This window comes from Kitasatospora sp. NPDC017646 (assembly GCF_044329365.1).
Taxonomy (GTDB): Bacteria; Actinomycetota; Actinomycetes; order Streptomycetales; family Streptomycetaceae; genus Kitasatospora.
On sequence record NZ_JBIRJC010000002.1, the window covers coordinates 407,455 to 429,323 of the forward strand.

The window sequence follows — 21,869 nt, forward strand, 5'->3', positions numbered from 1 at the left end:
CTACACGCCACAGGTGTGCGGGCTGGGCTTGACCGTCAGAACCTGTCCGGCGACGACCAGGAGCACCTGCTCCGAGGCGTCCGCCACGGCCATGTTGAGCCGGCCCAGGGCGTCTCGGAACCGGCGGCCGGCGGCGGTCGCCGGGACGACGCCCATGCCGACCTCGTTGCTCACCGCGACGACCGCCCGCCCGGTGGCCGCCCAGGCCGCGGCCAGCGCCTGGCAGCGGCGCTGCACCGCCGCCTCGGCCCCGTTGGCCCACGCTTCGTCGTCCCAGGCGCCGCACTCGTCCATCACGGCGGTCAGCCACAGCGCCAGACAGTCGATCAGCACCGGGGCCGGGTCGTCGGTGTCGGCCAGTACGGCCTCCAGCTCGCAGGTCTCGACGGTGCGCCAGCTCGCCGGTCGGCGGTCCCGGTGCAGCGCGATCCGCTGGGACCACTCGGCGTCGCCGTCGCGGGTGCCGCCGGTGGCCACGTACAGGACGTCGGGGCGGTCCGCGAGCAGCTGCTCGGCGCGGGTGGACTTGCCTGAGCGCGCGCCGCCGAGCAGCAGCGTGCGGGGGAGCGGTGGGTGGGTCGCCATGGCGACCATCCTGCCGGACAGGCATACGGAAGATCGGGCCGGGCAAGCTATGGTGCGCAGCACATGGGCAGCGTCAGTGGGAGGAGCCGGGCATGGTCTGGACGTGGCGGTACGAGAAGGCGGACGGCAGCGCGGTGACGTCGAGCCTCGGCCAGGAGGAGTTCGCGGGCCAGGGCGACGCCGAGACCTGGATCGGGGAGACCTGGAAGCAGCTCGCCGAGGAGGGCGTGGACACCGCGGTCCTGCTGGAGGACGGCGCCAAGGTCTACGGGATGAGCCTGCACGAGGGCTGAGCCCCACCGCCACTGCTCGGAGGGGAGGGGCGGACTACCGCTACTTCGCCCCGATCACGTGCAGCAGCGCCGCGACCTGCCGGTACGGGTCGGTGCGGCAGGCCCGGTCCTCGGCCTCCAGCAGCTGGGCCAGCTGCCGCCCGTCCACCGGCGGGGCGGCGTCGTCGGGGGCGTTGTCGGTGAAGACCCGGACGCCGTACCAGTGCCGCAGCGGCACCGACACCTCGGAGAGGGTGACGGACAGGTCGGCGAGCCGGTCGGCGCGGGCGGCCAGCCCGAGCCGGTTGTAGTACCGGTCGCTCTCGAAGGCGTGCAGGGCGGCCCGCCAGTCCCCGGCGGCGGCGGGCCGCAGCGCGAGCGCGTCGCGGTTGCGGACCAGCAGCGAGAGCAGCCCGCCGGGCGCCAGCAGCCGGGCCAGCGAGGCGATCATCGGGTCCGGGTCGGGCAGGTACATCAGGACGCCGTGGCAGAGCACCACGTCGAAGCTGCGCGGGCCGAACCAGCGCCCGCACTGGTGGCCGTCGCCGCTGAGCAGCTGCATCCGGCCGCGCACCTCGGGCGGTTCCTCGGCGAGCGCCCCCTGGGCGACGCCGAGCGCGACCGGGTCGGAGTCGATCCCGGTGACGTAGTGGCCGGCCCGGGCCAGTCGCAGGGCCTGGGTGCCCTGCCCGCAGCCGATGTCGAGGACGCGCTGCGCGGTGCGGCCGGCCAGCTGCTCGGCGAGCTGCCGGGAGACCAGCTCCTGCCGGACGAAGTTGCGGAGCCCGCCGAGCCGGTCCAGCCAGGCGCCGGTGCCGCCGGCGAAGGAGCCGCTGCGGGAGGGCAGCCGGCGCTCCTGGCCGAGCCGGTCGTGGCCGCCGTCGCCCTGTCCGGGGAGCGTGCCGCCCTGCCCGGGAAGTGCGTAGAGGCCGGGCCCCTCCCAGGACGGCGGGGCCCAGCCGGAGTCCACCGGTTCGGCGGTCAGGGCTTCTCCCCGCGCCGCACCTGCGGCTTGGGCAGGCGCAGCCGGCGCATCTGCAGGGTGCGCATGATGCCGTACGCGACCACGCCGCGGGTGTTCTGCCCGGCGAAGCGCTCGCCCAGCTGCTTGCGCAGGCCGAAGCCGAGGCGCACGAAGTCCAGGATCACCAGGACGAAGAACAGCAGGAACAGCAGCGTGGACAGCAGCTGCAGGGCGGGCACCTTGATGATGCTCAGCACCAGGATGACCACGGCGGCCGGCAGGAAGAACTCGGCGAGCGACCAGCGGGAGTCCACGTAGTCGCGGGCGAACTTGCGCACCGGGCCCTTGTCACGGGCCGGCAGGTGGCGCTCGTCGCCGTCGATCAGCGCCTGGCGCTGCTTCTCGCGCTCGGTCCGCATCCGGTCGCGGGCCTGGCGGGAGGCCTCCTTGCGGTCCTTGGGCACCGTGACCCGGGTACGCCGGTTGGCCTCGGCCTCGCTGCGCTTGGGGGTGGGGCGGCCCTTCTTGGCCTGCGGGTGGCGGGCCTGGGGCGTCTCGTCCTGCTTCTCCAGCACGGTGGCGGAGGCAGCGGCATCATCTGAACGGCGTCGGAACACACCCCCAGCGTACGGGGTGCGGCGCCGCGACCACGGGTCCCCTCGGACCCAAACGCATATCGATCCGTCCGGCGCGTCCCGAACCGGGCTTCCCGGCCCCTTCCCGTAGGGGATCAGTCGGATGGAGTATGGGGAGGATGAGAGGCGGATCCACCCCGGGGATGAGGATCTGCCGCTGGTCGCTGTAGCAGTCTTGTTGCAGGCAGGTGCACTGCGGCGACGGGCTCGCTGCACATACACTCGTCGTGTCTGGTAACGAGATCAAAACCGCAGGCCGGAGAAGGGGGCACCCGAGGCCCATGAGCGACGGAATCATGAAGCGTATGGGGCTGATCTTCCGCTCCAAGGCGAACAAGGCCTTGGACCGGGCGGAGGATCCCCGTGAGACGCTCGACTACTCCTACCAGAAGCAGCTCGAACTGCTGCAGAAGGTACGGCGTGGCGTCGCGGATGTCGCGACCTCGCGCAAGCGCCTGGAACTCCAGCTGACCCAGCTCCAGCAGCAGTCCGCGAAGTACGAGGACCAGGGCCGCAAGGCGCTGTCCCTCGGCCGCGAGGACCTCGCGCGCGAGGCGCTGACCCGCAAGGCCAACATGCAGTCCCAGATCAACGACCTGGAGACGCAGTACCAGGCCCTGCAGGCCGAGGAGGAGAAGCTCACCCTCGCCTCCCAGCGCCTCCAGGCCAAGGTGGACGCCTTCCGCACCAAGAAGGAGACCATCAAGGCCACCTACACCGCGGCGCAGGCCCAGACCCGCATCGCCGAGTCCTTCTCCGGCATCTCGGAGGAGATGGGCGACGTCGGCCTGGCCATCCAGCGGGCCGAGGACAAGACGGCGCAGATGCAGGCCCGGGCCGGTGCGATCGACGAGCTGCTGGCCTCCGGCGCGCTCGACGACGCCAGCGGTCTCGGCCGCAAGGACGACATCGAGGCCGAGCTGGAGCGGGTGGCCGGCGGTTCCGACGTCGAGCTGGAGCTCGCCCGGATGAAGGCCGAGCTGTCGGGCGGCCCCGCCGCCGGTCCGGCCGCGATCGAGCAGGGCAAGCCGGCCCAGCAGCCGCAGGACGCGCACCCGCAGGACACCCCGCGCATCAACTACAACAAGTGACCTCAGCTCGACCCCCACGAGGACCAGGGAGACGCACGGCATGATCATGAGGGTCATGGGTGAGGGGCAGTACGAGGTGGGCGAGGACCACCTGAGCCTGCTCAACCAGCTCGACGACGAGCTGCTCACCGCGGTGGAGTCGGGCGACGAGGAGACCTTCCGCCAGGCCTACGGGAAGCTGCTGGATGCCGTGAAGCAGTACGGCACCCTGCTGCCGGACGACTCGCTGGAGCCGTCCGAGCTGATCCTGCCGAGTGCCGAGGCCACCCTCGACGAGGTCCGCGCCCTGCTGCTCTCCGAGGGCGAGGGCGTGGTCCCGGGGTTCCCCGAGTACGACTAGGCCCCGCGGCCGCTGCCAGACGAAAGGGCGGGTCCCCTCCACCGGAGGGGACCCGCCCTTCGTGTCCGCGGTGTGCGCGTCGTCCGCGCGGCGCGGCCGGACTACGGCAGGGCCAGCATCCGGTCCAGCGCGGCCTTGGCGTACTTCTCGGTCTCCGGGTCGACGGTGATCACGTTCGGCACCCGGCCCTCGACCAGCGACTCCAGCGCCCAGACCAGGTGCGGCAGGTCGATCCGGTTCATGGTCGAGCAGAAGCAGACCGTGCGGTCCAGGAAGACGATCTCCTTGTCCGGGTGGGCCTTGGCCAGCCGGCGGACCAGGTTCAGCTCGGTGCCGATGGCCCACTTGGAGCCGGGCTCGGCGGCGTCCAGGGCCTTGATGATGTACTCGGTCGAGCCCACCATGTCGGCGGCGGTGACGACCTCGTGCTTGCACTCGGGGTGCACCAGGACGGTCACGCCGGGGATCCGCTCGCGGACGTCGTTCACCGAGTCCAGGCTGAACCGGCCGTGCACCGAGCAGTGGCCGCGCCAGAGGATCATCTTGGCGTCCCGCAGCTGCTCGGCGGTCAGGCCGCCGTTCGGCTTGTGCGGGTTGTAGAGGACGCAGTCGTCCAGCGAGAGGCCCATGTCCCGCACCGCGGTGTTGCGGCCGAGGTGCTGGTCGGGCAGGAAGAGCACCTTCTGGCCCTGCTCGAAGGCCCACTCCAGGGCGCGCTGGGCGTTGGAGGAGGTGCAGATGGTGCCGCCGTGCTTGCCGGTGAAGGCCTTGATGTCGGCGGAGGAGTTCATGTACGAGACGGGGACGGTCACGTCGGCTATGCCGGCGTCGGTCAGCACGTCCCAGCACTCGGCGACCTGCTCGGCGGTGGCCATGTCGGCCATCGAGCAGCCGGCCGCGAGGTCGGGCAGCACGACCTGCTGCCGCTCGCCGGTCAGGATGTCGGCGGACTCGGCCATGAAGTGCACGCCGCAGAAGACGATGTACTCGGCCTCGGGGCGGGCCGCGGCGTCGCGGGCGAGCTTGAAGGAGTCGCCGGTGACGTCGGCGAACTCGATGACCTCGTCGCGCTGGTAGTGGTGGCCGAGGATGAAGACGCGGTCACCGAGCGCGGCCTTGGCCGCCCGGGCGCGCTCGACGAGGTCGGGGTCGGAGGCCGGGGGGAGGTCACCCGGGCACTCGACGCCGCGCTCGCTGTTCGGGTCGGCCTCCCGGCCGAGCAGCAGCAGAGCGAGCGGCGTCGGAGTGGGGTCGACGCCGTAGGTCTCGGTGATGGTGGTGGTCACGGGCGGGTGCCCTTCTGTGCGGCCGAGCTAGCGGTGGGGCCTTTTCGTCTATCTGACGCTATCTATTCTAACCGCTTAGCGTCAGAGTGACGATGGCCATCCTGTCGATGTGACGAGAACCGCTCTGTGAAACGGGTCCCCGGCGGAGCCGGATAGGCCATTTTGGGGGTGCCGGGCGTGGCCGAATCGATATTTCGAAGCCCCGGGGTATGGCTGGGCCCATGAAAGCAATCGCGATCAACCGCTACGGCGGCCCCGAGGTGGTCGAGTACACCGACCTGCCGGACCCCAAGGTCGGGCCCGACTCCGTGCTGGTGCAGGTCCGGGCGGCCGGGGTGAACCCGGTGGACTGGAAGGTCCGGGACGGCGCCCTGGACGGACTGCTGGACGTGCACTTCCCCCTGGTCATGGGCTGGGACGTGGCGGGAGTCGTCCGCGCGGTCGGCGGCGGGGTGACGGAGTTCGCCCCCGGCGACGAGGTGTACGGCTACGTCCGCAAGGACGCCGTCGAACACGGCACCTACGCCGAACTGGTCTCCGCCCCGGTCCGCACCCTGGCCCGCCGCCCCGCCGCGCTGGACTGGGCGCAGGCCGGCGGCCTGCCGCTGGCCGGGCTCACCGCGCTGCAGAGCCTGAAGGCCCTGCGGGTCGGGGCGGGCGACACGGTGCTGGTGCACGCCGCGGCCGGCGGGGTCGGCCACCTGGCCGTCCAGATCGCCCGGGCCCGCGGCGCCCGGGTGATCGGCACGGCGGGCGAGCGCAACCACGACTACCTGCGCGGTCTCGGCGCCGAGCCGGTGACGTACGGCGAGGGCCTGGCCGAGCGGGTCCGGGCGCTCGCCCCGGACGGCGTGGACGCGGCCCTCGACCTGGTCGGCCGCGGCGCCGTCCAGGTATCCGCGGGCCTGGTGGCCGACCCGGGCCGGATCGCCTCGATCACCGACTTCGGGGTCAAGGCGCTCGGCGGCCACTACGTCTGGGTCCGCCCGGACGCGGCGGGCCTGGCGGAACTCGCCGCCCTCGCCGACGACGGCCGACTCACCGTCACCGTCGCCTCCACCTTCCCGCTGGCCCAGGCCGCCTCGGCCCAGGCCCTCAGCGCCGAGGGTCGTACGAGGGGGAAGATCGTCCTCCTGGTCGACTGACCGCCGTCCTGCCGCCATCCGTCGGCGGTGAACTCGTTCAGGTCATCCGCCAGAATGGGTGGCGAACCGTTTGGGCAGCGGCGTGGCAGCACCGGCCGCCGCCGGAACGCCCCCTCGACCCCCCGCACGACCCGTGGAGCCCCGCACCGATGACCAGCAGCCGAGCGCACGAGGTGATCGGGGCCGACCTGGACGAGACCGACCGGCAGCTCCTCGCCCGCCTCGGCAGCGACGGCCGGGCCTCCTACGCCGAGATCGGTCTCCAGGTGAACCTCTCCGCCACCGCCGTGCGCCGCCGGATCGACCGGCTCCGGGCGCGCGGCGTGGTGCGGGGCTTCACCGTGGTGCTCGACCCGGCCGTGCTCGGCTGGCAGACCGAGGCCTTCGTCGAGGTCTACTGCCGCGAGCGCACCGCCCCCGAGGAGATCCTCGCCAGCCTGCGCCAGTTCCCCGAGGTGGTCGCCGCCTGGACGGTCACCGGCGACCCGGACGCCCTGGTCCACCTGCGGGCCGCCGACACGCGCCACCTGGAGGCCGTCATCGAGCGCATCCGGCGTGAGCCCGGCGTCCAGCGCAGCCGCTCCTCGGTGGTCCTCTCCCAGCTCATCGGCTGACCGGAACACGGCTACGCAGGAATCCTGCGCGGCCCCGCCCGAAGACGCTCGAATCCTGCCTGACCAGCCGCGATCGGACGCGCGGCGAAGCACCGCCGCTGCCTACGCTGATCACGTCCGGTCAGTGCGGTGAGGCGTCCCGCGGACCGGATCCCACCCGACACCCACAGCCGAGAGGACAGCCGTGTCCGCAGCACCCGACCGCATGCACCGGCCCGACAACGAACTGGTCGACCTGGTTTTCGACTACATGCGGGAGCGGCTGCAGTACGACCCCGTCCCGCTCGACCACCCCGGTGACGGCGAGCACCTGCGCACCCAGCTGGCCGGCCTGCTCAACCAGGACGGCAACGACCCGGCCGACGTCCTCAAGCTGTACGACCACGAGCTGTCCCGCGCGGTCATCTCCGCCGACAGCCCCCGCTACCTGTCCTTCATCCCGTGCGCCCCGACCAAGGCCGCGCTGCTGTTCGACATGGTCGTCTCCTGCGCCTCCCTCCAGGGCATCTCCTGGCTGGAGGCGGCCGGCGCCATCGCCGCCGAGAACCAGGTGCTGCGCCTGATCGCCGACCGGGCGGGGCTGCCCGCCTCGGCCGGCGGCTGCTTCGTCTCCGGCGGCTCGGCGGGCAACCTCTCCGCCCTGGTGGTCGCCCGCGACACCGCCCGCCGCCGCCTCGGCGTGGGACCGGAGGCCCGGCTGCGGATAGCCGTCGCCGACCAGGTGCACTCCTCGGTCAAGAACACCTTCAACATCATCGGCGTCGAGGCCTTCAAGGTCCCGACCGTCAACCGCCGGTTCACCGGCGAGGCGCTGCGCGCCGCCCTGGCCGCCGACCCCGACCCGGAGACGGTGATCGCCGTCGTCGGCACCGCCGGCACCACCAACGAGGGCATCGTCGACGACCTGGCCGGCCTGGCCGAGGTCGCCCGCGAGCGCGACCTGTGGTTCCACGTGGACGGCGCCTACGGCGGCGCGGGCCTGTTCGCCCCGTCGGTGCGCGAGCGCTACGACGGCATCGAGCACGCCGACTCGTTCGTGGTCGATCCGCACAAGTGGCTGTTCGCCCCCTTCGACTGCGCCGCGCTGATCTACCGCAACCCGCAGCTCGCCCGCGCCGTGCACACCCAGGACGCCTCCTACCTGGACGTCCTGCACACCGAGGGCGACGAGTGGAACCCCACCGACTACGCCTACCACCTGACCCGGCGCGCCCGCGGCCTGCCGCTCTGGTTCTCGCTGGCCGTCCACGGCGTGCAGGCCTACACCGACGCCATCGAGACCGGCCTCCAGCTGGCCCGGGACACCGCCCGGCTGATCCGCGACACCGAGCACCTGGAGCTGCTGTTCGACCCGCAGCTCTCCGCCGTCTGTTTCAAGCGCACGGGCTGGACCAACGACGACTACTACCGCTGGTCGCAGCAGCTGCTCGCGGACCAGATCGGCTTCGTCACCCCGACGGGCTGGGACGGCGAGACGGTCGCCCGCTTCGCCTTCCTGCACCCGGGCACGACCATGGAGATGGTCAGGGAGATCCTGGACACCATGGCCTGATCGAGGCCCCGTCGTCCGTGCGGCCCCCATCGGTCCTCCGACGGGGGCCGCACGCGTTCCTACAGGAACGCCCCGCTCGGCAGGTACGGGGTCGGCGGCCGCATCCCGCGGACCCCGACGAAGCCGCTGGTCTCCGGCGTCAGCCCGACCTCCAGCCCGACGTCCAGCGCCCACTCCTGCTCGGCGGTCAGGTACTCCACCCGCGCCTCGACCCCGTCCGGCACCCGGGCCAGCGCCTCGCGCAGCAGCCGGGCCGCGATCCGCTTGCTGGTCGCCGCCAGCAGCCGCACCACGCCGCCGTCCCGGTAGCAGTAGCCGCTGCCGGCCAGCGCGTCGGCGACCAGCAGCTCCTCGAAGTGCCCGAGCATCAGCTCGTGGTCCGGACCGTGTGCGGACCCGCGCAGCCGGCGGTCCACCGAGTCCAGCAGGTGCAGGTGGCGGGTGTTGCCGGGGTGCACCGGTATGTCGCCCGGGTCGATCAGTCCGTCCCGGTCCACCCGCCCGGTCAGCCGCATCGCGGGGTGCAGGGTGAACCCGGCCAGCCGGTAGCGGCGGGCCGCGGCCGGGGAGTCGGAGGCGCAGACCATCCCGCGCAGGCACCCCCGGGCGTGGGCCAGCGCCCGCTCGAACAGCAGCCGCCCGACCCCCCGGCCCCGGGCGGACGGCCGGACCGCGAACAGCGAGGGCATCCACAGGCCCTCGCGGCGCATCGACAGCACCACCCCGACCGCCTGCCCGCCGCTCTCCGCCAGCCAGCAGCCGCCGGGATCGGTGCGCGCCAGATGCCTGGTCCTGGCCAGGTGCAGCGGCGTCGGCACCGGTGGCCGCGCGGGGTCGTCGGACGGTGCGGCGAACGCGGTGAAGGACAGCTCCTGGACGGCCTCCGCGTCCGCTGCGGTGTCCCTGACCTGGCGAAGGATCATGCCGACCATCCTGGCGTCCGGGGCGCGGCCGTGGGGCCCGTTCACCCGGATCCATGACGCGGGCGGTGACCCGTCCTCCCCGGTTGTGCGAGCATGGGGAGCGTATGGGGACGCGGGTGGCACACCCGGCCCACGGAAGATCCGCCGTCGAACAGGCCGCAGAAATCCATCGCCGTCCGGGAAATGAAACCGGACGGTCGTTGGTTGGCACTGGCGGCAGACCGTCGTCAAAGACCGGGAGAAAGCAGATGACCGTCCAGGACGAGACCACTGTCGAGAGTGGCATCCTCCTCACCGATGCCGCCGCGGCCAAGGTCAAGGCCCTGCTGGAGCAGGAAGGCCGCGAGGACCTCGCGCTGCGCGTCGCCGTCCAGCCCGGTGGCTGCTCCGGCCTGCGCTACCAGCTGTTCTTCGACGAGCGCTCGCTCGACGGCGACGTGGTGAAGGACTTCGGCGGCGTCAAGGTGGTCACCGACCGCATGAGCGCCCCGTACCTGGGCGGCGCCACCGTCGACTTCGTCGACACCATCGAGAAGCAGGGCTTCACGATCGACAACCCGAACGCCACCGGCTCCTGCGCCTGCGGCGACTCCTTCAGCTGAGCCGAAGGCTCACTGAGCGAGACGCGGTGAGGCGGCCCCGGGGATCTCCCCCGGGGCCGCCTCTCGCGTTCCACCGGTAGGACAGGCCCTCACCGCGCCGCGCCGTCCGGCGTCACCGGGTCCGGTCCCGCGTGGGCGTCGCCCTCCAGTGGCACGTCCTGGCCGCTCGTCCGGTCCACCACCGTCCGCCCGGCCAGGGGCGAGCGCAGGTCCACGGACACGGCCTGCCGCTTGGCCATCGCCGTGCAGACGTGCCCCGGCTGGACCGTCGGCGGACCCGGCACGATCACGACGCCCACCTGACCTGGCTGGGACTCGTCCGCCTTCACCGCGTACGTGCTGCAGATCCCGCCGAAGAAGTAGACGGTCAGCTTGTTGGTGCCGTCCAGCCGGTAGCTGACCGGAGGCCGCACATTGGGGTTGGCCGCTCCGGTACCGGCCGGGTCCGGCTCGCCGGGCGCGATCCCGTTGACCGGGGGGGTGGCCGCCGCCGACGGCCGCCCGGGGGCGGGCTCGGCCGGGGTCGGGGACCAGCCGGTCGGCGCCTGGCCCGACGGGCTCGCGGTCGCGGCCCCCGCGGACGGCGAACCGGAGGCCGCCGGGGCCTGCGGGGAGGCGCTCGCCGCGGCCGGGGAACTCGCGGAGGCCGTCGCGCTGCTCGCCGCCGCGTCCCCGGAGCCCTTGCCGTCCCCGTTGCAGCCGGCCAGGGCCACCACCGCCGCCAGCGCGGCGACCGCCAGGGCAACCGCCCGCCGACCACGGCGGGGCATCGTCTGCAGATCCATGTGCACATCCTCCCGAGGGCTCAGCGGCGCCGCCTCCTCGGCCGCTCCGCGCGGATGTGACGTGCCCCGGTCGGATCCGGTTCCCCGCCCCTACATGCCGTACTCGGCCATCCCGGCGACCAGTCGCTGTGCCCCGGACGGCACCCGGACGCCGACGGGCGCGGGGGCGGTCGGCTCCGGACCGGCCGCCACCTGGGGCCAGAACCGGCGCAGCCGTCGGGAGGAGCTGACCAGCGCGTCGAGGGTCTCGCCGTCCGCGTCGGCCCGCAGGGCGGTCAGCGGGGAGTGCTTGGGCATCATCGGGCATCGCTCCGATCCAGGACCGTGGCCGCACCGCCGCCACGGTCGCCGACGGGCCCCGCCCGGTCCGGCGGAGCTCCTGCGGCCGACCCTAGGCCCGGCCCCGGGGGCCCACCAGTGCTACCCGTAGGTAGTACACGTTCGAGGGGCCGGGGTGCCACCATGGCCGGGAGGACGGTGGCGGCAGCTTGCGCACCTACTCTTGTTGGGGGGCCGTCCCGGACCGGTACCGTGGGTGGGTTCATCCGTGCCCGCTGGCCCTGTTGCCATCCTGAGGAGACCTCCGTGCGTATCGCCGTCGCCGGCTCGATCGCCACCGACCACCTGATGACGTTCCCCGGTCGGTTCGCCGACCAGCTCGTCGCCGAGCAGCTGCACACCGTGTCGCTGTCGTTCCTGGTCGACGCCCTGGACATCCGCCGCGGCGGGGTCGCTCCGAACATCTCCTTCGGCATGGGCGTGCTCGGTCTCCGACCGATCCTCGTCGGCGCCGCAGGTGCGGACTTCGCCGAGTACCGCAGCTGGCTGGAGCGCAACAACGTGGACTGCGAGTCCGTCCACATCTCCGAGACCCGGCACACCGCCCGCTTCATGTGCACCACGGACGAGGACCACAACCAGATCGCCTCGTTCTACACCGGTGCCATGGCCGAGGCACGCAGCATCGAGCTCAAGCCGATCGCCGACCGCGTCGGCGGCCTCGACCTCGTCCTGGTCGGCGCCGACGACCCCCAGGGCATGGTCCGCCACACCCAGGAGTGCCGCACCCGTGGCTACGCCTTCGCCGCCGACCCCTCCCAGCAGCTGGCCCGCCTGGACGGCGACGACATCCGCGAGCTGGTGGACGGCGCCTCGTACCTGTTCACCAACGAGTACGAGGCCGCGCTGATCGAGACCAAGACCGGCTGGGACGCCGAGGAGCTTCTCACCCGCGTCGGCACCCGGATCACCACCCTGGGCAGCAAGGGCGTCCGGATCGACCGCAAGGGCGAGGCCCCGATTCTGGTCGGCTGCCCGGTCGAGGACGCCAAGGTCGACCCGACCGGCGTCGGCGACGCCTTCCGGGCCGGCTTCCTGGCCGGTCTGTGCTGGGACCTCGACCTGGAGCGCGCCGCCCAGCTCGGCTGCATGCTCGCCACCCTGGTGATCGAGACCGTCGGCACCCAGGAGTACGAGCTGCGCCCGACCGCCTTCCTGAAGCGCTTCGAGGCCGCCTACGGCGCCGAGGCCGCCGCGGAGATCCGCGCGCACCTCGCCAAGTAGTCCTCCGCGCGCTCCGGTCAGGAGCGGCGCCTCACGAGGTAGGCCGAGCCCCGGTCGCCGCCGTAGTCGGCGGCCGGGACCTCGCCCGCGTACTCCTGCCCGCGCATCCAGCACCAGGCCGGCACGTCCAGCCGGGCCGCCTCGTCGTCCGACAGCACCGCGACCGTGCCGCCCACCGGCACCTCGCCGATCCGCTTCGCCAGCTCGATCACCGGCAGCGGACACCGCTTGCCCAGCGCGTCGACGACCAGCAGCGACTCCGTGGCGCCCGCGGGCGCGCGCAGGTCCAGCCCGAGCGGTGCCCGGACGCCGGCCACCAGCTCCGGGAGCACGGCGAGGAAGCGCTCCACGTCCGCCTCGGCCACCCCGTACGGCAGCGAGACCCGGACGTTCCCCTCGGTGAGCACCCCCATCGCGGCCAGCACATGGCTGGGCGTCAGGGTGGAGGAGGTGCAGGAGGAGCCGGAGGAGACCGCGAACCCCGCCCGGTCCAGCTCGGTCAGCAGCACCTCGCCGTCCACGTAGAGGCAGGAGAAGGTGACGATGTGCGGCAGCCGCCGCACCGGGTCGCCGACCACCTCCACCTCGGGCACCAACTGCGGCACCCTGCTGCGGATCCGCTCCACCAGCGCGTGCAGCCGGGCGTTCTCCCGCTCGGCCTCGGCCCGTACGGCGCGCAGCGAGGCGGCGGCGGCCACGATCGCCGGGACGTTGACGTAGCCGGGCACCCGCCCGCCCTCGCGCTCGTCGGCCGGCAGCGGCGACGCGTACCGGACGCCCTTGCGGACGGCGAGGATCCCGACGCCGGGCGGCCCGCCCCACTTGTGGGCGCTCGCGGTCAGCAGCGACCAGCCCGCCGGCACGTCCACCCGTCCGACGCTCTGGGCGGCGTCCACCAGCAGCGGCACCCCGGCCCCGGCGCAGAGCGCGGCCACCTCGCCGACCGGCTGGACGGTCCCCACCTCGTGGTTGGCGCTCTGCAGCGCGGCCAGCGCGGTGTCGGTGCGCAGCAGGGCGGCGAAGGCCGCCGGGTCGACCCGGCCGGCGCGGTCCACCGGGGCGACCGAGACCTCGCCGCCGCCCGCCTCGTGGCGTTCGGCGACGTGCAGCACGCTGGAGTGCTCCACCGCGGAGTGCACCAGGTGCCCGCCGCGCCGCCGGTTGCCGGTGAGGGCGCCCAGCAGGCCGAGTTGGACGGCCTGCGTCCCGCTGGCGGTGAAGGAGATCTCGTCGGGCCGCGCGCCCAGGACGGCGGCGACCGTCTCGCGGGCGGCGTCCAGCAGCATCCGGGCCTGCCGGCCGGAGCGGTACAACCGGGCCGGATCGGCCCAGCCCTCGTCCAGGGCGGCGGTCAGGGCCTGCCGTGCGACGGGGTGCAGAGGGGCCGTCGAGGCCACGTCGAAATACACGGTCACATTTAACGGCACGCATTCGACGACACACCCGGAAGCCCGCTGCTCCGCTCGGATTGCTCACCGGCCGTCAGTCGATCATCCCGAATGTCCGCTTCGTCCGGTGCGGACGGACCGTCACCCACCTTGTTCGAGGTCATCCCCCGATCGGGCGTACGGACCTCGAATGCCTACGATGACCTGCGGCGCAGCCCCTGTCGGGCCTGATCGGGCGACCGGGCGGCGCGTTACCGGGGGCTGCCCGTCAGGAGCGCATAAGGCTGGAGTAGGGTTTGGCCCGCATAAGCATTCAAACCGTGCCCGTGGACGGGTCGCCGGAGGGGCTCACACTCCCCTCCCGGTGCGACGCGAAGGCGGGCGAGACTTCGGGAAGGCGCTACGTGAGTCCCAACGGCTCCGACCGCTCGCCGCGGCGCACGATGCGGCGGAAGCTGCCTCAGGCGCTGGCACTGGGCCTCGTCATCGCGACCGCCACCGGCTGCTCGGCCAACGACCTCCCCAGGCTTGGCCTCCCGAGCCCCGTCACCAAGGAAGGGCCCATGGTCCTCCAGATGTGGCAGGGCTCCTGGATCGCGGCGCTGGTGGTCGGCGTACTGATGTGGGGTCTGATCATCTGGAGCGTGATCTTCCACCGGCGTAAGCGCACCGGTGTGGAGATCCCCCCGCAGACCCGGTACAACGTGCCCATCGAGGCGCTCTACACCGCGGTCCCCATCATCATCGTCTCGGTCCTCTTCTACTTCGTCGCCCGCGACGAGGCGAAGCTGACGCAGGTCTCCGCGAAGCCGCAGCACTACGTCAACGTGGTCGGCTTCCAGTGGAGCTGGGCGTTCAACTACGAGAACACCGAGACCCCCGACCCGGCCAACAAGGACGCCGCGTACGACGTCGGTACGCCCAAGGACGCTCCGACGCTCTGGCTGCCGGTCAACGAGACGGTGCAGTTCCGGCTCACCTCTCGTGACGTCATCCACGACTTCTGGCCCATCAACTTCATGATGAAGATGGACGTCGTGCCGGGCGTGGTGAACAAGTTCGAGGTCACCCCGACCGTCAAGGGCGAGTACAAGGGCAAGTGCGCCGAGCTCTGCGGCGTCGACCACTCTCGCATGCTGTTCAACGTCAAGGTCGTCGATCGCGCCGACTACGACAAGCACCTGGCCGACCTTCGTGCCAAGGGCCAGAACGGCGCGGTGCCCTCCGGCGTCATCACCATGGGAAGTGAAGCGAAGTGACCATCCTCAACGAGCCCGCCGCGGCCGGCGGGGGCGCCGAGGCCGTCACGGTCGGGGCGCAGCGGACCCGGAAGCCGGGTTCGACCATCATCAAGTGGCTGACCACCACTGACCACAAGACGATCGGCACCCTGTACCTGGGCACGTCGTTCGCCTTCTTCCTGATCGGTGGCATCCTCGCCCTGGTCATGCGTGCCGAGCTGGCTCGTCCCGGGACCCAGATCCTGTCGAACGAGCAGTTCAACCAGGCGTTCACGATGCACGGCACGATCATGCTGCTGATGTTCGCGACGCCGCTGTTCGCGGGCTTCGCGAACTGGATCATGCCGCTGCAGATCGGCTCCCCGGACGTGGCCTTCCCGCGTCTGAACATGTTCGCGTACTGGCTGTACCTCTTCGGTTCGAGCATCGCGGTCTGCGGCTTCCTGACCCCGAACGGCGCGGCCGACTTCGGCTGGTTCGCCTACTCCCCGCTGTCGGACGCGGTGCACTCGCCCGGCGTCGGCGGTGACATGTGGATCATGGGTCTGGCCTTCTCCGGCTTCGGCACGATCCTCGGTGCGGTCAACTTCATCACCACGATCATCTGCATGCGCGCCCCGGGCATGACGATGTTCCGGATGTCGATCTTCGTCTGGAACGTCCTGCTGACCTCGGTGCTGGTCCTGCTGGCCTTCCCGGTGCTGGCCGCCGCGCTGTTCGCCCTGGAGGCGGACCGCAAGTTCGGGGCGCACGTCTTCGATCCCGCCAACGGCGGGGCGATGCTGTGGCAGCACCTGTTCTGGTTCTTCGGCCACCCCGAGGTGTACATCATCGCGCTGCCGTTCTTCGGCATCGTGTCGGAGATCATCCCGGTCTTCAGCCGCAAGCCGATGTTCGGCTACTCCGGCCTGATCGCGGCCACCATCGCGATCGCCGGTCTGTCCGTGACGGTGTGGGCGCACCACATGTACGTCACCGGACAGGTGCTGCTGCCGTTCTTCTCCTTCATGACCTTCCTGATCGCGGTCCCGACCGGTGTGAAGTTCTTCAACTGGGTCGGCACCATGTGGAAGGGCTCGCTGAGCTTCGAGACGCCGATGCTCTGGACGGTCGGCTTCCTGGTCACCTTCCTCTTCGGTGGTCTGACCGGTGTCCTGCTGGCCTCGCCGCCGATCGACTTCCACGTCTCGGACTCGTACTTCGTCGTCGCCCACTTCCACTACGTGGTCTTCGGCACCGTCGTGTTCGCGATGTTCGCCGGCTTCCACTTCTGGTGGCCGAAGATGACCGGCAAGATGCTGGACGAGCGTCTGGGCAAGATCACCTTCTGGACGCTGTTCTTCGGCTTCCACACCACCTTCCTGGTGCAGCACTGGCTGGGTGCGGAGGGCATGCCCCGCCGTTACGCCGACTACCTGGCCTCGGACGGCTTCACCACCCTGAACACCGTCTCGACCATCGGCTCCTTCGTGCTCGGCCTGTCGATCCTGCCGTTCCTCTACAACGTCTGGAAGACCGCCAAGTACGGCGAGAAGGTCACCGTGGACGACCCGTGGGGCTTCGGCCGCTCCCTGGAGTGGGCGACCTCCTGCCCGCCGCCGCGGCACAACTTCCTCACCCTGCCCCGGATCCGCTCCGAATCCCCGGCCTTCGACCTCCACCACCCGGAGATCGCCGCGCTGGACTACCTGGAGAACCACGGCGAGCCGGCCAAGCACCTCGCCGGTGTGACCCCGGCGAAGTACGACGCCCCGAAGCTGGGCAAGGGCAAGCAGGAGGGTGACGCCTGATGAAGGAACAGGGAAAGATCTTCCTTGGCCTGTCGGTCTTCGTGCTGGCGATGGCCATCACCTACGGCCTGTGGACCAACAACGCGAGCGGCCCGGGCCTGGAGGCCGCCGGTACCACCGCGTTGTTCCTCGCCTTCGGTCTGTGCGCCTTCATCGGGTACTACCTCGCCTTCACCGCCCGTCGGGTGGACAGCGGCGCTGGTGACAACCCCGAGGCCGAGGTCGCGGACGACTCCGGCGAGCTGGGCTTCTTCGCCCCGCACAGCTGGCAGCCGCTGTCGCTGGCGCTCGGTGGCGCGCTCGCCTTCCTGGGCGTGATCTTCGGCTGGTGGCTGATGTTCTGGGCCGCCCCGATCATCCTGATCGGCATCTTCGGATGGGTCTTCGAGTTCTACCGGGGCGAGAACCAGAACCAGTAGGTTCCCGCTTCCCGACCACAGGGCCGGTCCTCCCGCACGGGGGGACCGGCCCTGCTGCGTCCCCGGGGTGAGGGCCTCACTCACCCGGGTGAACGGAGGGTCGCTCGGATGTCGCTCGATCCGGGCCGTTCCTACGATCTGATCAATCGTGCGAATAGTGCAGACCCCTCGGAGGCGGTCATGGCCGACAGGCGCGGAATCGCAGGTATGGGCAGCATCTCGCTGGCCCTGGCAGTGCTGGCCCCGCTGGCCGCCTGCACGTCGGGGGACGACGAATCCTCCGGACCGCACCGGATCGATGCGGCTCCACTCGTCCACCTCTCGGCCGAGGGCAAGGTCGACCCCTCGAAGCCGGTCACCGTGACCGCCAGGGAGGGCAGCCGGCTCACCGACGTCACCGTGGTCGGCCCGGACGGCCGGGTGGTGGCCGGCAAGCTCGCCGACGACCAGCGCAGCTGGCAGACCACCGGGCGGCTGAAGGCCGACACCGCGTACGCCGTGCGGATCTCCGCCGACGACGGGAAGAACGGCCGCGGCGACACCACCCAGAACTTCAGGACCCTCGCCGCCCAGCGCGTGCTCACCGCCAAGCTGGGCCCGGACTCCTCCGGCAGCGGCGTCTACGGCGTCGGCCAGCCGCTCACCGTGCAGCTCTCCGAGGCGGTGAAGGACCCGCACGCCCGTCAGGAGGTGGAGAGCGCGCTGACCGTGACCTCCCAGCCGGCCGTCACCGGCGCCTGGTACTGGGTGGACGACAAGAACCTGCACTTCCGCCCGCAGGAGTACTGGCCGGCCGGCACGACCGTGTCGCTGGCCTTCGACGACACCGGCAGCCGGATCGCCGACGGCCTCTACGGCGGCGACCGCAGCTCGCTGCGGCTGCGGATCGGCGCCCGGGTCGAGTCCGTGATCGACGCGGCCGCCCACGAACTCACCCTCAAGCGTGACGGCGAGGCGGTCAGGACCATCCCGGTCACCACCGGCAAGCCCGGCTTCGACACCCGCAACGGCATCAAGGTGGTGCTCGGCCAGGAGCGCTCGGTGCGGATGAGCGGCGAGACGATCGGCATAGCCGCCGGCAGCTCGGAGGCCTACGACCTGAACGTCGAGTGGGCCACCCGGGTGACCTGGAGCGGCGAGTACGTCCACGCGGCACCCTGGTCGGTCGACTGGCAGGGCGTGGACAACGTCAGCCACGGCTGCACCGGCATGAGCACCGACAACGCCAAGTGGTTCTACGAGAACACCCGGGTGGGGGACCTGGTGACGGTGGTGAACAGCCGTGGCGCCACCATGGAGTCCTTCGGCAACGGCTTCGGGGACTGGAACGTCTCCTGGGCCGACTGGGTGAAGCACAGCGCCCTCGGCAAGCCCGTCAGCACCACCGTCCCGGCCGCCCAGGCCCCCGCCGCCGGGATGATGCGCCCGGAGGTCTGATACCGGCTCCGGGCGCCCGAGACGGGCGGGCGCGCGCTACGGCTCGGGGGGTCAGGCCTCGGGGTAGGTCACGCCCAGGGCGGTGACGACGGCGGCCAGGGCGTCCGGGTGGGACAGGCCCAGTCGGCTCGCGCGCTCGGCGTACTCGGTGGCGGCCTCGGCCGCCAGCCGGTGGGCGGCGTCACCGGTGGCGGCGATCAGGGTGCCGCGCCGGCCGTGGGTCTCCACCACGCCGTCCGCCTCCAGCTCCTTGTAGGCCCGGGCGACCGTCCCGGCGGCCAGCCCCAGCTCCTCGGCCAGCGCCCGCACGGTGGGCAGCCGCAGCCCGGTTGCCAGGGCTCCGGAGCGGGCCTGCTCGGCGATCTGGGCGCGGATCTGCTCGTACGGGGGAGTGGCGGCGGCGGGGTCGACGGACAGCTGCACGGGTGGCTCCTGGAAGCGGTGCGGGGACGAGAAAGCCCGAGGGCCGCTGACCAGACGAACTCTGGTCAGCGGCCCTCGGGGTGACGCGGGGGTGCGTACGGGATCAGTGGTGGCCGTGGCCGCTGGTGATCTCGTGGTGCTCCTCGGCGGTGGGCTTGGGGATCTGGCTGCCCTCGCCGTAGAAGCCGCGGGAGAGCTTGGCCCGGGTGCGGGTGAGGGCGCCGGCCTTGCGGGCAACGCCGTTCTCGTCCGTCTGGGCCGGCAGCTCGATCGGCTGGTTCTGCTCGTGCGCCGTGAGCGTGTGCAGGTCCTTCTGCGGCAGCTGGGCGTGCACCTCGACGTACTCGCCGTGCGGCAGGCGCTTGATGACGCCGGTCTCGCGGCCGTGCAGCACCTTCTCCTTGTCGCGGCGCTGGAGGCCGAGGCACCAGCGCTTGGTGACGATGAAGGTGATGACCGGCACCACGAAGAAGCCGGTGCGCACGAAGTAGGTGATCGCGTTGAGCGACAGGTGGAAGTGCGTGGCGAACAGGTCGTTGCCACCACCCACCAGCAGGACCAGGTACAGGCTGATCCAGGCGGCACCCAGGGCGGTGCGGACCGGGGCGTTGCGCGGGCGGTCCAGGATGTGGTGCTCGCGCTTGTCGCCGGTGATCCAGCCCTCGATGAACGGGTAGACCGCGATCGCGACCAGCACCAGCGGGAAGATCATCAGCGGGATGAAGACACCCAGGTTCAGGGTGTGGCCCCACAGGCTGATCTCCCAGCCCGGCATGACGCGGATCAGGCCCTCGGAGAAGCCCATGTACCAGTCGGGCTGGGCGTCGGTCGACACCTGGTCCGGACGGTACGGGCCGTACGCCCAGATCGGGTTGATCGTGGCGATCGCCGAGACTGCGGCGATGATGCCGAAGACGAGGAAGAAGAAGCCACCGGCCTTGGCCATGTAGACCGGCATCAGCGGCATGCCGACGACGTTCTTCTCGGTCTTGCCCGGGCCCGCCCACTGGGTGTGCTTGTGGTAGAAGACCAGGATCAGGTGCGCCACCAGCAGGCCGAGCATGATGCCCGGGATCAGCAGGACGTGGATGGTGAAGAACCGCGGCACGATGTCGTGGCCGGGGAACTCGCCCCCGAACAGGAACATCTGGATGTAGGTGCCGACCAGCGGGACGGCGAGGATCGCGCCTTCCATGAAGCGGATACCGGTACCCGACAGCAGGTCGTCCGGCAGCGAGTAGCCGAAGAAGCCGTCGAACATGCCCAGGACCAGCAGCAGGAAGCCGAAGACCCAGTTGATCTCACGCGGCTTGCGGAACGCGCCGGTGAAGAACACGCGCATCATGTGCACGAGCATCGCGGCCACGAAGACCAGGGCGGCCCAGTGGTGGATCTGGCGGATCAGCAGACCGCCGCGGATCTCGAAGCTGATGTCCACCGTCGAGGCGTACGCCTCGGACATCCCGATGCCCTTGAGCGGCACGTACGAGCCGTTGTAGACGACCTCGGCCATCGACGGCTTGAAGAACAGCGTCAGGTAGACACCGGTCAGGATGATGATGACGAAGGTGTAGAGGCAGATCTCGCCCAGCATGAAGGACCAGTGGTCCGGGAAGATCTTCCGCAGGTTGGCCTTGGCGAGGGAGTAGATCCCCAGCCGGCCGTCCGTCCAGTCAGCCGCGGCCTCCCACTTGTTGGCGGGGTTGGCACGCGTGCTGGAGGGCTTGGCGGCACCGGTCGTGGTGCTGCTCGCGCTACTCATCGAGCACGCTCCCAGAAGCTCGGGCCGACAGGCTTCTCGAAGTCGCCGGTGGCGACCAGGTTGCCCTTGTCGTCAGTGGTGATCTTCAGCTGCGGCAGCGGGTGGCCGGCCGGGCCGAAGATGACGCGCGCGCCGTCCGACAGGTCGAAGGTCGACTGGTGGCAGGGGCAGAGCGCGTGGTGGGTCTGCTGCTCGTACAGGCTGATCGGGCAGCCGACGTGGGTGCAGATCTTGGAGTAGGCGAGGATGCCCTCGAATCCCAGCTCCTTGGACTTGTCGTCCTTGATGTCCTCCGGTGCGATGCGCACCAGCATCAGGGCGTCCTTGGCGATCTGCTGCTGGAAGTCCTCGCTGTGGGTGGACAGACCCTCCGGCATGGCGAAGGTCAGCGAGCCGACGCCGATGTCCTCGGGCTTCATCGGCTGCATGGTGTTCATGTTGATGAGCGCCAGCGGCTTGGCCGGGGTCGCCTCCTTCCAGCCCGTCTCCTGGAGCTTCTTCTCCGGCAGCGGGCCCAGGTCGCGGAGCAGGACCACGCCGGAGAGCGGGACCAGCGCCATCGACCCGATGAGGGTGTTGCGGATCATCTTGCGGCGACCGAAGCCGGACTCGGCGGCACCGGTCTTGAACTGCTCGATGACGTCAGCGCGGACCTCGTCGGAAGCCTCGATCGGGTGACGCTCGGACGGCATCTCGACGTCCGACATCAGGGTGCGGGCCCAGTGGACCGCGCCCGCGCCGATCAGGAACAGTGCGACGCCCAGGGTCAGGCCGAGCGCGAAGTTCAGCGCGCTGACGTGACCCAGCGGGAAGATGTAGACGATCTTGTCCGGGTCGATGGCCACGTACGAGGCGATGAAGCCGACGGTGGCGAGCATCGAGACCACGAACATCAGCGAGACCTGGCGCTCGGCCCGCTTGGCGGCCCGCTCGTCGATGTCGGTGCGACGGGGCTCGTGGGCCGGCAGGCCCGGGTCGGCGAACGGGTTGCCGTGGTCGGCCACCTCGCCGGCGGAGCCGTGCGGCTCCGGGAGCTTCTCTTCTGACATGTC

The 21,869-nt window shown here is 71.2% G+C and carries 22 protein-coding genes and 1 pseudogene; 12 read left to right on the top strand and 11 right to left on the bottom strand.

Annotated elements, in window-relative coordinates; all coding sequences use genetic code 11:
• Positions 1-573, bottom strand: a pseudogene (gene cobU, locus ACH4J0_RS04905) (bifunctional adenosylcobinamide kinase/adenosylcobinamide-phosphate guanylyltransferase); the annotation flags it as partial.
• Positions 574-677: 104 nt separating this feature from the next.
• On the opposite strand from cobU, the gene ACH4J0_RS04910 reads away from it, so the two are divergent.
• On the top strand, positions 678-878 hold the full coding sequence (locus ACH4J0_RS04910; RefSeq protein WP_396236268.1) for a hypothetical protein: 201 nt from the start codon (positions 678-680) through the stop codon (positions 876-878).
• Positions 879-918: 40 nt separating this feature from the next.
• Here ACH4J0_RS04910 and ACH4J0_RS04915 read toward each other — a convergent pair whose 3' ends face one another.
• Positions 919-1,659, bottom strand: coding sequence for a class I SAM-dependent methyltransferase (locus ACH4J0_RS04915; RefSeq protein ID WP_396236522.1), 741 nt, complete (start codon positions 1,657-1,659; stop codon positions 919-921).
• 179 nt (positions 1,660-1,838) lie between these two features.
• Positions 1,839-2,438: a DUF3043 domain-containing protein gene (locus ACH4J0_RS04920; RefSeq protein WP_396236269.1), complete on the bottom strand. Its 600-nt coding sequence runs from the start codon at positions 2,436-2,438 to the stop codon at positions 1,839-1,841.
• Between the two features lie 314 nt (positions 2,439-2,752).
• Between ACH4J0_RS04920 and ACH4J0_RS04925 the strand changes: the two genes are divergently transcribed.
• Together ACH4J0_RS04925 and ACH4J0_RS04930 are read left to right on the top strand one after the other, a co-directional pair.
• Positions 2,753-3,547 carry a PspA/IM30 family protein gene (locus tag ACH4J0_RS04925; protein ID WP_396236270.1) on the top strand — a complete coding sequence of 265 codons (795 nt, stop codon included), beginning with the start codon at positions 2,753-2,755 and terminating at the stop codon, positions 3,545-3,547.
• A 40-nt stretch (positions 3,548-3,587) separates the two neighbouring features.
• Positions 3,588-3,887 carry a hypothetical protein gene (locus ACH4J0_RS04930; RefSeq protein ID WP_396236271.1) on the top strand — a complete coding sequence of 100 codons (300 nt, stop codon included), beginning with the start codon at positions 3,588-3,590 and terminating at the stop codon, positions 3,885-3,887.
• Between the two features lie 101 nt (positions 3,888-3,988).
• On the opposite strand, the gene nadA is transcribed toward ACH4J0_RS04930, so the two are convergent.
• Positions 3,989-5,173, bottom strand: coding sequence for a quinolinate synthase NadA (gene nadA, locus ACH4J0_RS04935; protein ID WP_396236272.1), 1,185 nt, complete (start codon positions 5,171-5,173; stop codon positions 3,989-3,991).
• Between the two features lie 221 nt (positions 5,174-5,394).
• On the opposite strand from nadA, the gene ACH4J0_RS04940 reads away from it, so the two are divergent.
• The 3 genes from ACH4J0_RS04940 to ACH4J0_RS04950 all read left to right on the top strand — a co-directional run bounded on the left by ACH4J0_RS04940 (position 5,395) and on the right by ACH4J0_RS04950 (position 8,484).
• Positions 5,395-6,318 (top strand): NADP-dependent oxidoreductase, encoded by a 924-nt coding sequence (locus ACH4J0_RS04940; protein WP_396236273.1) that lies wholly within the window; start codon positions 5,395-5,397, stop codon positions 6,316-6,318.
• Between the two features lie 149 nt (positions 6,319-6,467).
• A complete protein-coding gene (locus tag ACH4J0_RS04945) occupies positions 6,468-6,932 on the top strand; it encodes an Lrp/AsnC family transcriptional regulator (RefSeq protein ID WP_350749164.1) in 465 nt (154 codons plus the stop codon).
• Between the two features lie 184 nt (positions 6,933-7,116).
• Entirely contained in the window at positions 7,117-8,484 is a 1,368-nt protein-coding gene (locus ACH4J0_RS04950) for a pyridoxal phosphate-dependent decarboxylase family protein (protein ID WP_396236274.1), read from the top strand.
• 59 nt (positions 8,485-8,543) lie between these two features.
• Here the strand turns inward: ACH4J0_RS04950 and ACH4J0_RS04955 are convergent, their stop codons facing one another.
• Positions 8,544-9,407, bottom strand: a complete 864-nt coding sequence (locus tag ACH4J0_RS04955) for a GNAT family N-acetyltransferase (protein WP_396236275.1) — start codon at positions 9,405-9,407, stop codon at positions 8,544-8,546.
• Between the two features lie 248 nt (positions 9,408-9,655).
• Between ACH4J0_RS04955 and erpA the strand changes: the two genes are divergently transcribed.
• On the top strand, positions 9,656-10,009 hold the full coding sequence (gene erpA, locus ACH4J0_RS04960; RefSeq protein ID WP_030282750.1) for an iron-sulfur cluster insertion protein ErpA: 354 nt from the start codon (positions 9,656-9,658) through the stop codon (positions 10,007-10,009).
• An 89-nt stretch (positions 10,010-10,098) separates the two neighbouring features.
• Here erpA and ACH4J0_RS04965 read toward each other — a convergent pair whose 3' ends face one another.
• Both ACH4J0_RS04965 and ACH4J0_RS04970 read right to left on the bottom strand, forming a co-directional pair.
• A complete protein-coding gene (locus ACH4J0_RS04965) occupies positions 10,099-10,794 on the bottom strand; it encodes a hypothetical protein (protein ID WP_396236276.1) in 696 nt (231 codons plus the stop codon).
• Between the two features lie 90 nt (positions 10,795-10,884).
• Entirely contained in the window at positions 10,885-11,094 is a 210-nt protein-coding gene (locus tag ACH4J0_RS04970) for a hypothetical protein (protein ID WP_396236277.1), read from the bottom strand.
• Positions 11,095-11,379: 285 nt separating this feature from the next.
• Here ACH4J0_RS04970 and ACH4J0_RS04975 point away from each other — a divergent pair, with 285 nt between their 5' ends.
• On the top strand, positions 11,380-12,357 hold the full coding sequence (locus ACH4J0_RS04975; RefSeq protein ID WP_396236278.1) for a carbohydrate kinase family protein: 978 nt from the start codon (positions 11,380-11,382) through the stop codon (positions 12,355-12,357).
• Between the two features lie 17 nt (positions 12,358-12,374).
• Here ACH4J0_RS04975 and ACH4J0_RS04980 read toward each other — a convergent pair whose 3' ends face one another.
• Positions 12,375-13,766 carry a cysteine desulfurase/sulfurtransferase TusA family protein gene (locus ACH4J0_RS04980; RefSeq protein ID WP_396236279.1) on the bottom strand — a complete coding sequence of 464 codons (1,392 nt, stop codon included), beginning with the start codon at positions 13,764-13,766 and terminating at the stop codon, positions 12,375-12,377.
• Positions 13,767-14,149: 383 nt separating this feature from the next.
• Here ACH4J0_RS04980 and coxB point away from each other — a divergent pair, with 383 nt between their 5' ends.
• The 4 genes from coxB (at position 14,150) to ACH4J0_RS05000 (ending at position 18,632) form a co-directional block, all read left to right on the top strand.
• Complete coding sequence (coxB, locus tag ACH4J0_RS04985) at positions 14,150-15,004, top strand: cytochrome c oxidase subunit II (RefSeq protein ID WP_396236280.1); 855 nt, start codon at positions 14,150-14,152, stop codon at positions 15,002-15,004.
• Positions 15,001-16,776 carry a cytochrome c oxidase subunit I gene (gene ctaD, locus ACH4J0_RS04990; protein ID WP_396236281.1) on the top strand — a complete coding sequence of 592 codons (1,776 nt, stop codon included), beginning with the start codon at positions 15,001-15,003 and terminating at the stop codon, positions 16,774-16,776. The genes coxB and ctaD overlap by 4 nt, the downstream gene beginning before the upstream one ends.
• Positions 16,776-17,195: a cytochrome c oxidase subunit 4 gene (locus tag ACH4J0_RS04995; RefSeq protein WP_396236282.1), complete on the top strand. Its 420-nt coding sequence runs from the start codon at positions 16,776-16,778 to the stop codon at positions 17,193-17,195. Before ctaD ends, ACH4J0_RS04995 begins: the two co-directional genes overlap by 1 nt.
• 207 nt (positions 17,196-17,402) lie before the next feature.
• Positions 17,403-18,632 (top strand): Ig-like domain-containing protein, encoded by a 1,230-nt coding sequence (locus tag ACH4J0_RS05000; RefSeq protein ID WP_396236283.1) that lies wholly within the window; start codon positions 17,403-17,405, stop codon positions 18,630-18,632.
• Between the two features lie 51 nt (positions 18,633-18,683).
• Here ACH4J0_RS05000 and ACH4J0_RS05005 read toward each other — a convergent pair whose 3' ends face one another.
• The 3 genes from ACH4J0_RS05005 to ACH4J0_RS05015 form a co-directional block, all read right to left on the bottom strand.
• A complete protein-coding gene (locus ACH4J0_RS05005; protein WP_396236284.1) occupies positions 18,684-19,055 on the bottom strand; it encodes a GntR family transcriptional regulator in 372 nt (123 codons plus the stop codon).
• Between the two features lie 103 nt (positions 19,056-19,158).
• On the bottom strand, positions 19,159-20,817 hold the full coding sequence (locus tag ACH4J0_RS05010) for a cytochrome bc complex cytochrome b subunit (RefSeq protein WP_396236285.1): 1,659 nt from the start codon (positions 20,815-20,817) through the stop codon (positions 19,159-19,161).
• A complete protein-coding gene (locus ACH4J0_RS05015) occupies positions 20,814-21,866 on the bottom strand; it encodes a Rieske 2Fe-2S domain-containing protein (protein ID WP_396236286.1) in 1,053 nt (350 codons plus the stop codon). Before ACH4J0_RS05015 ends, ACH4J0_RS05010 begins: the two co-directional genes overlap by 4 nt.
• Positions 21,867-21,869 lie beyond the last annotated feature (3 nt).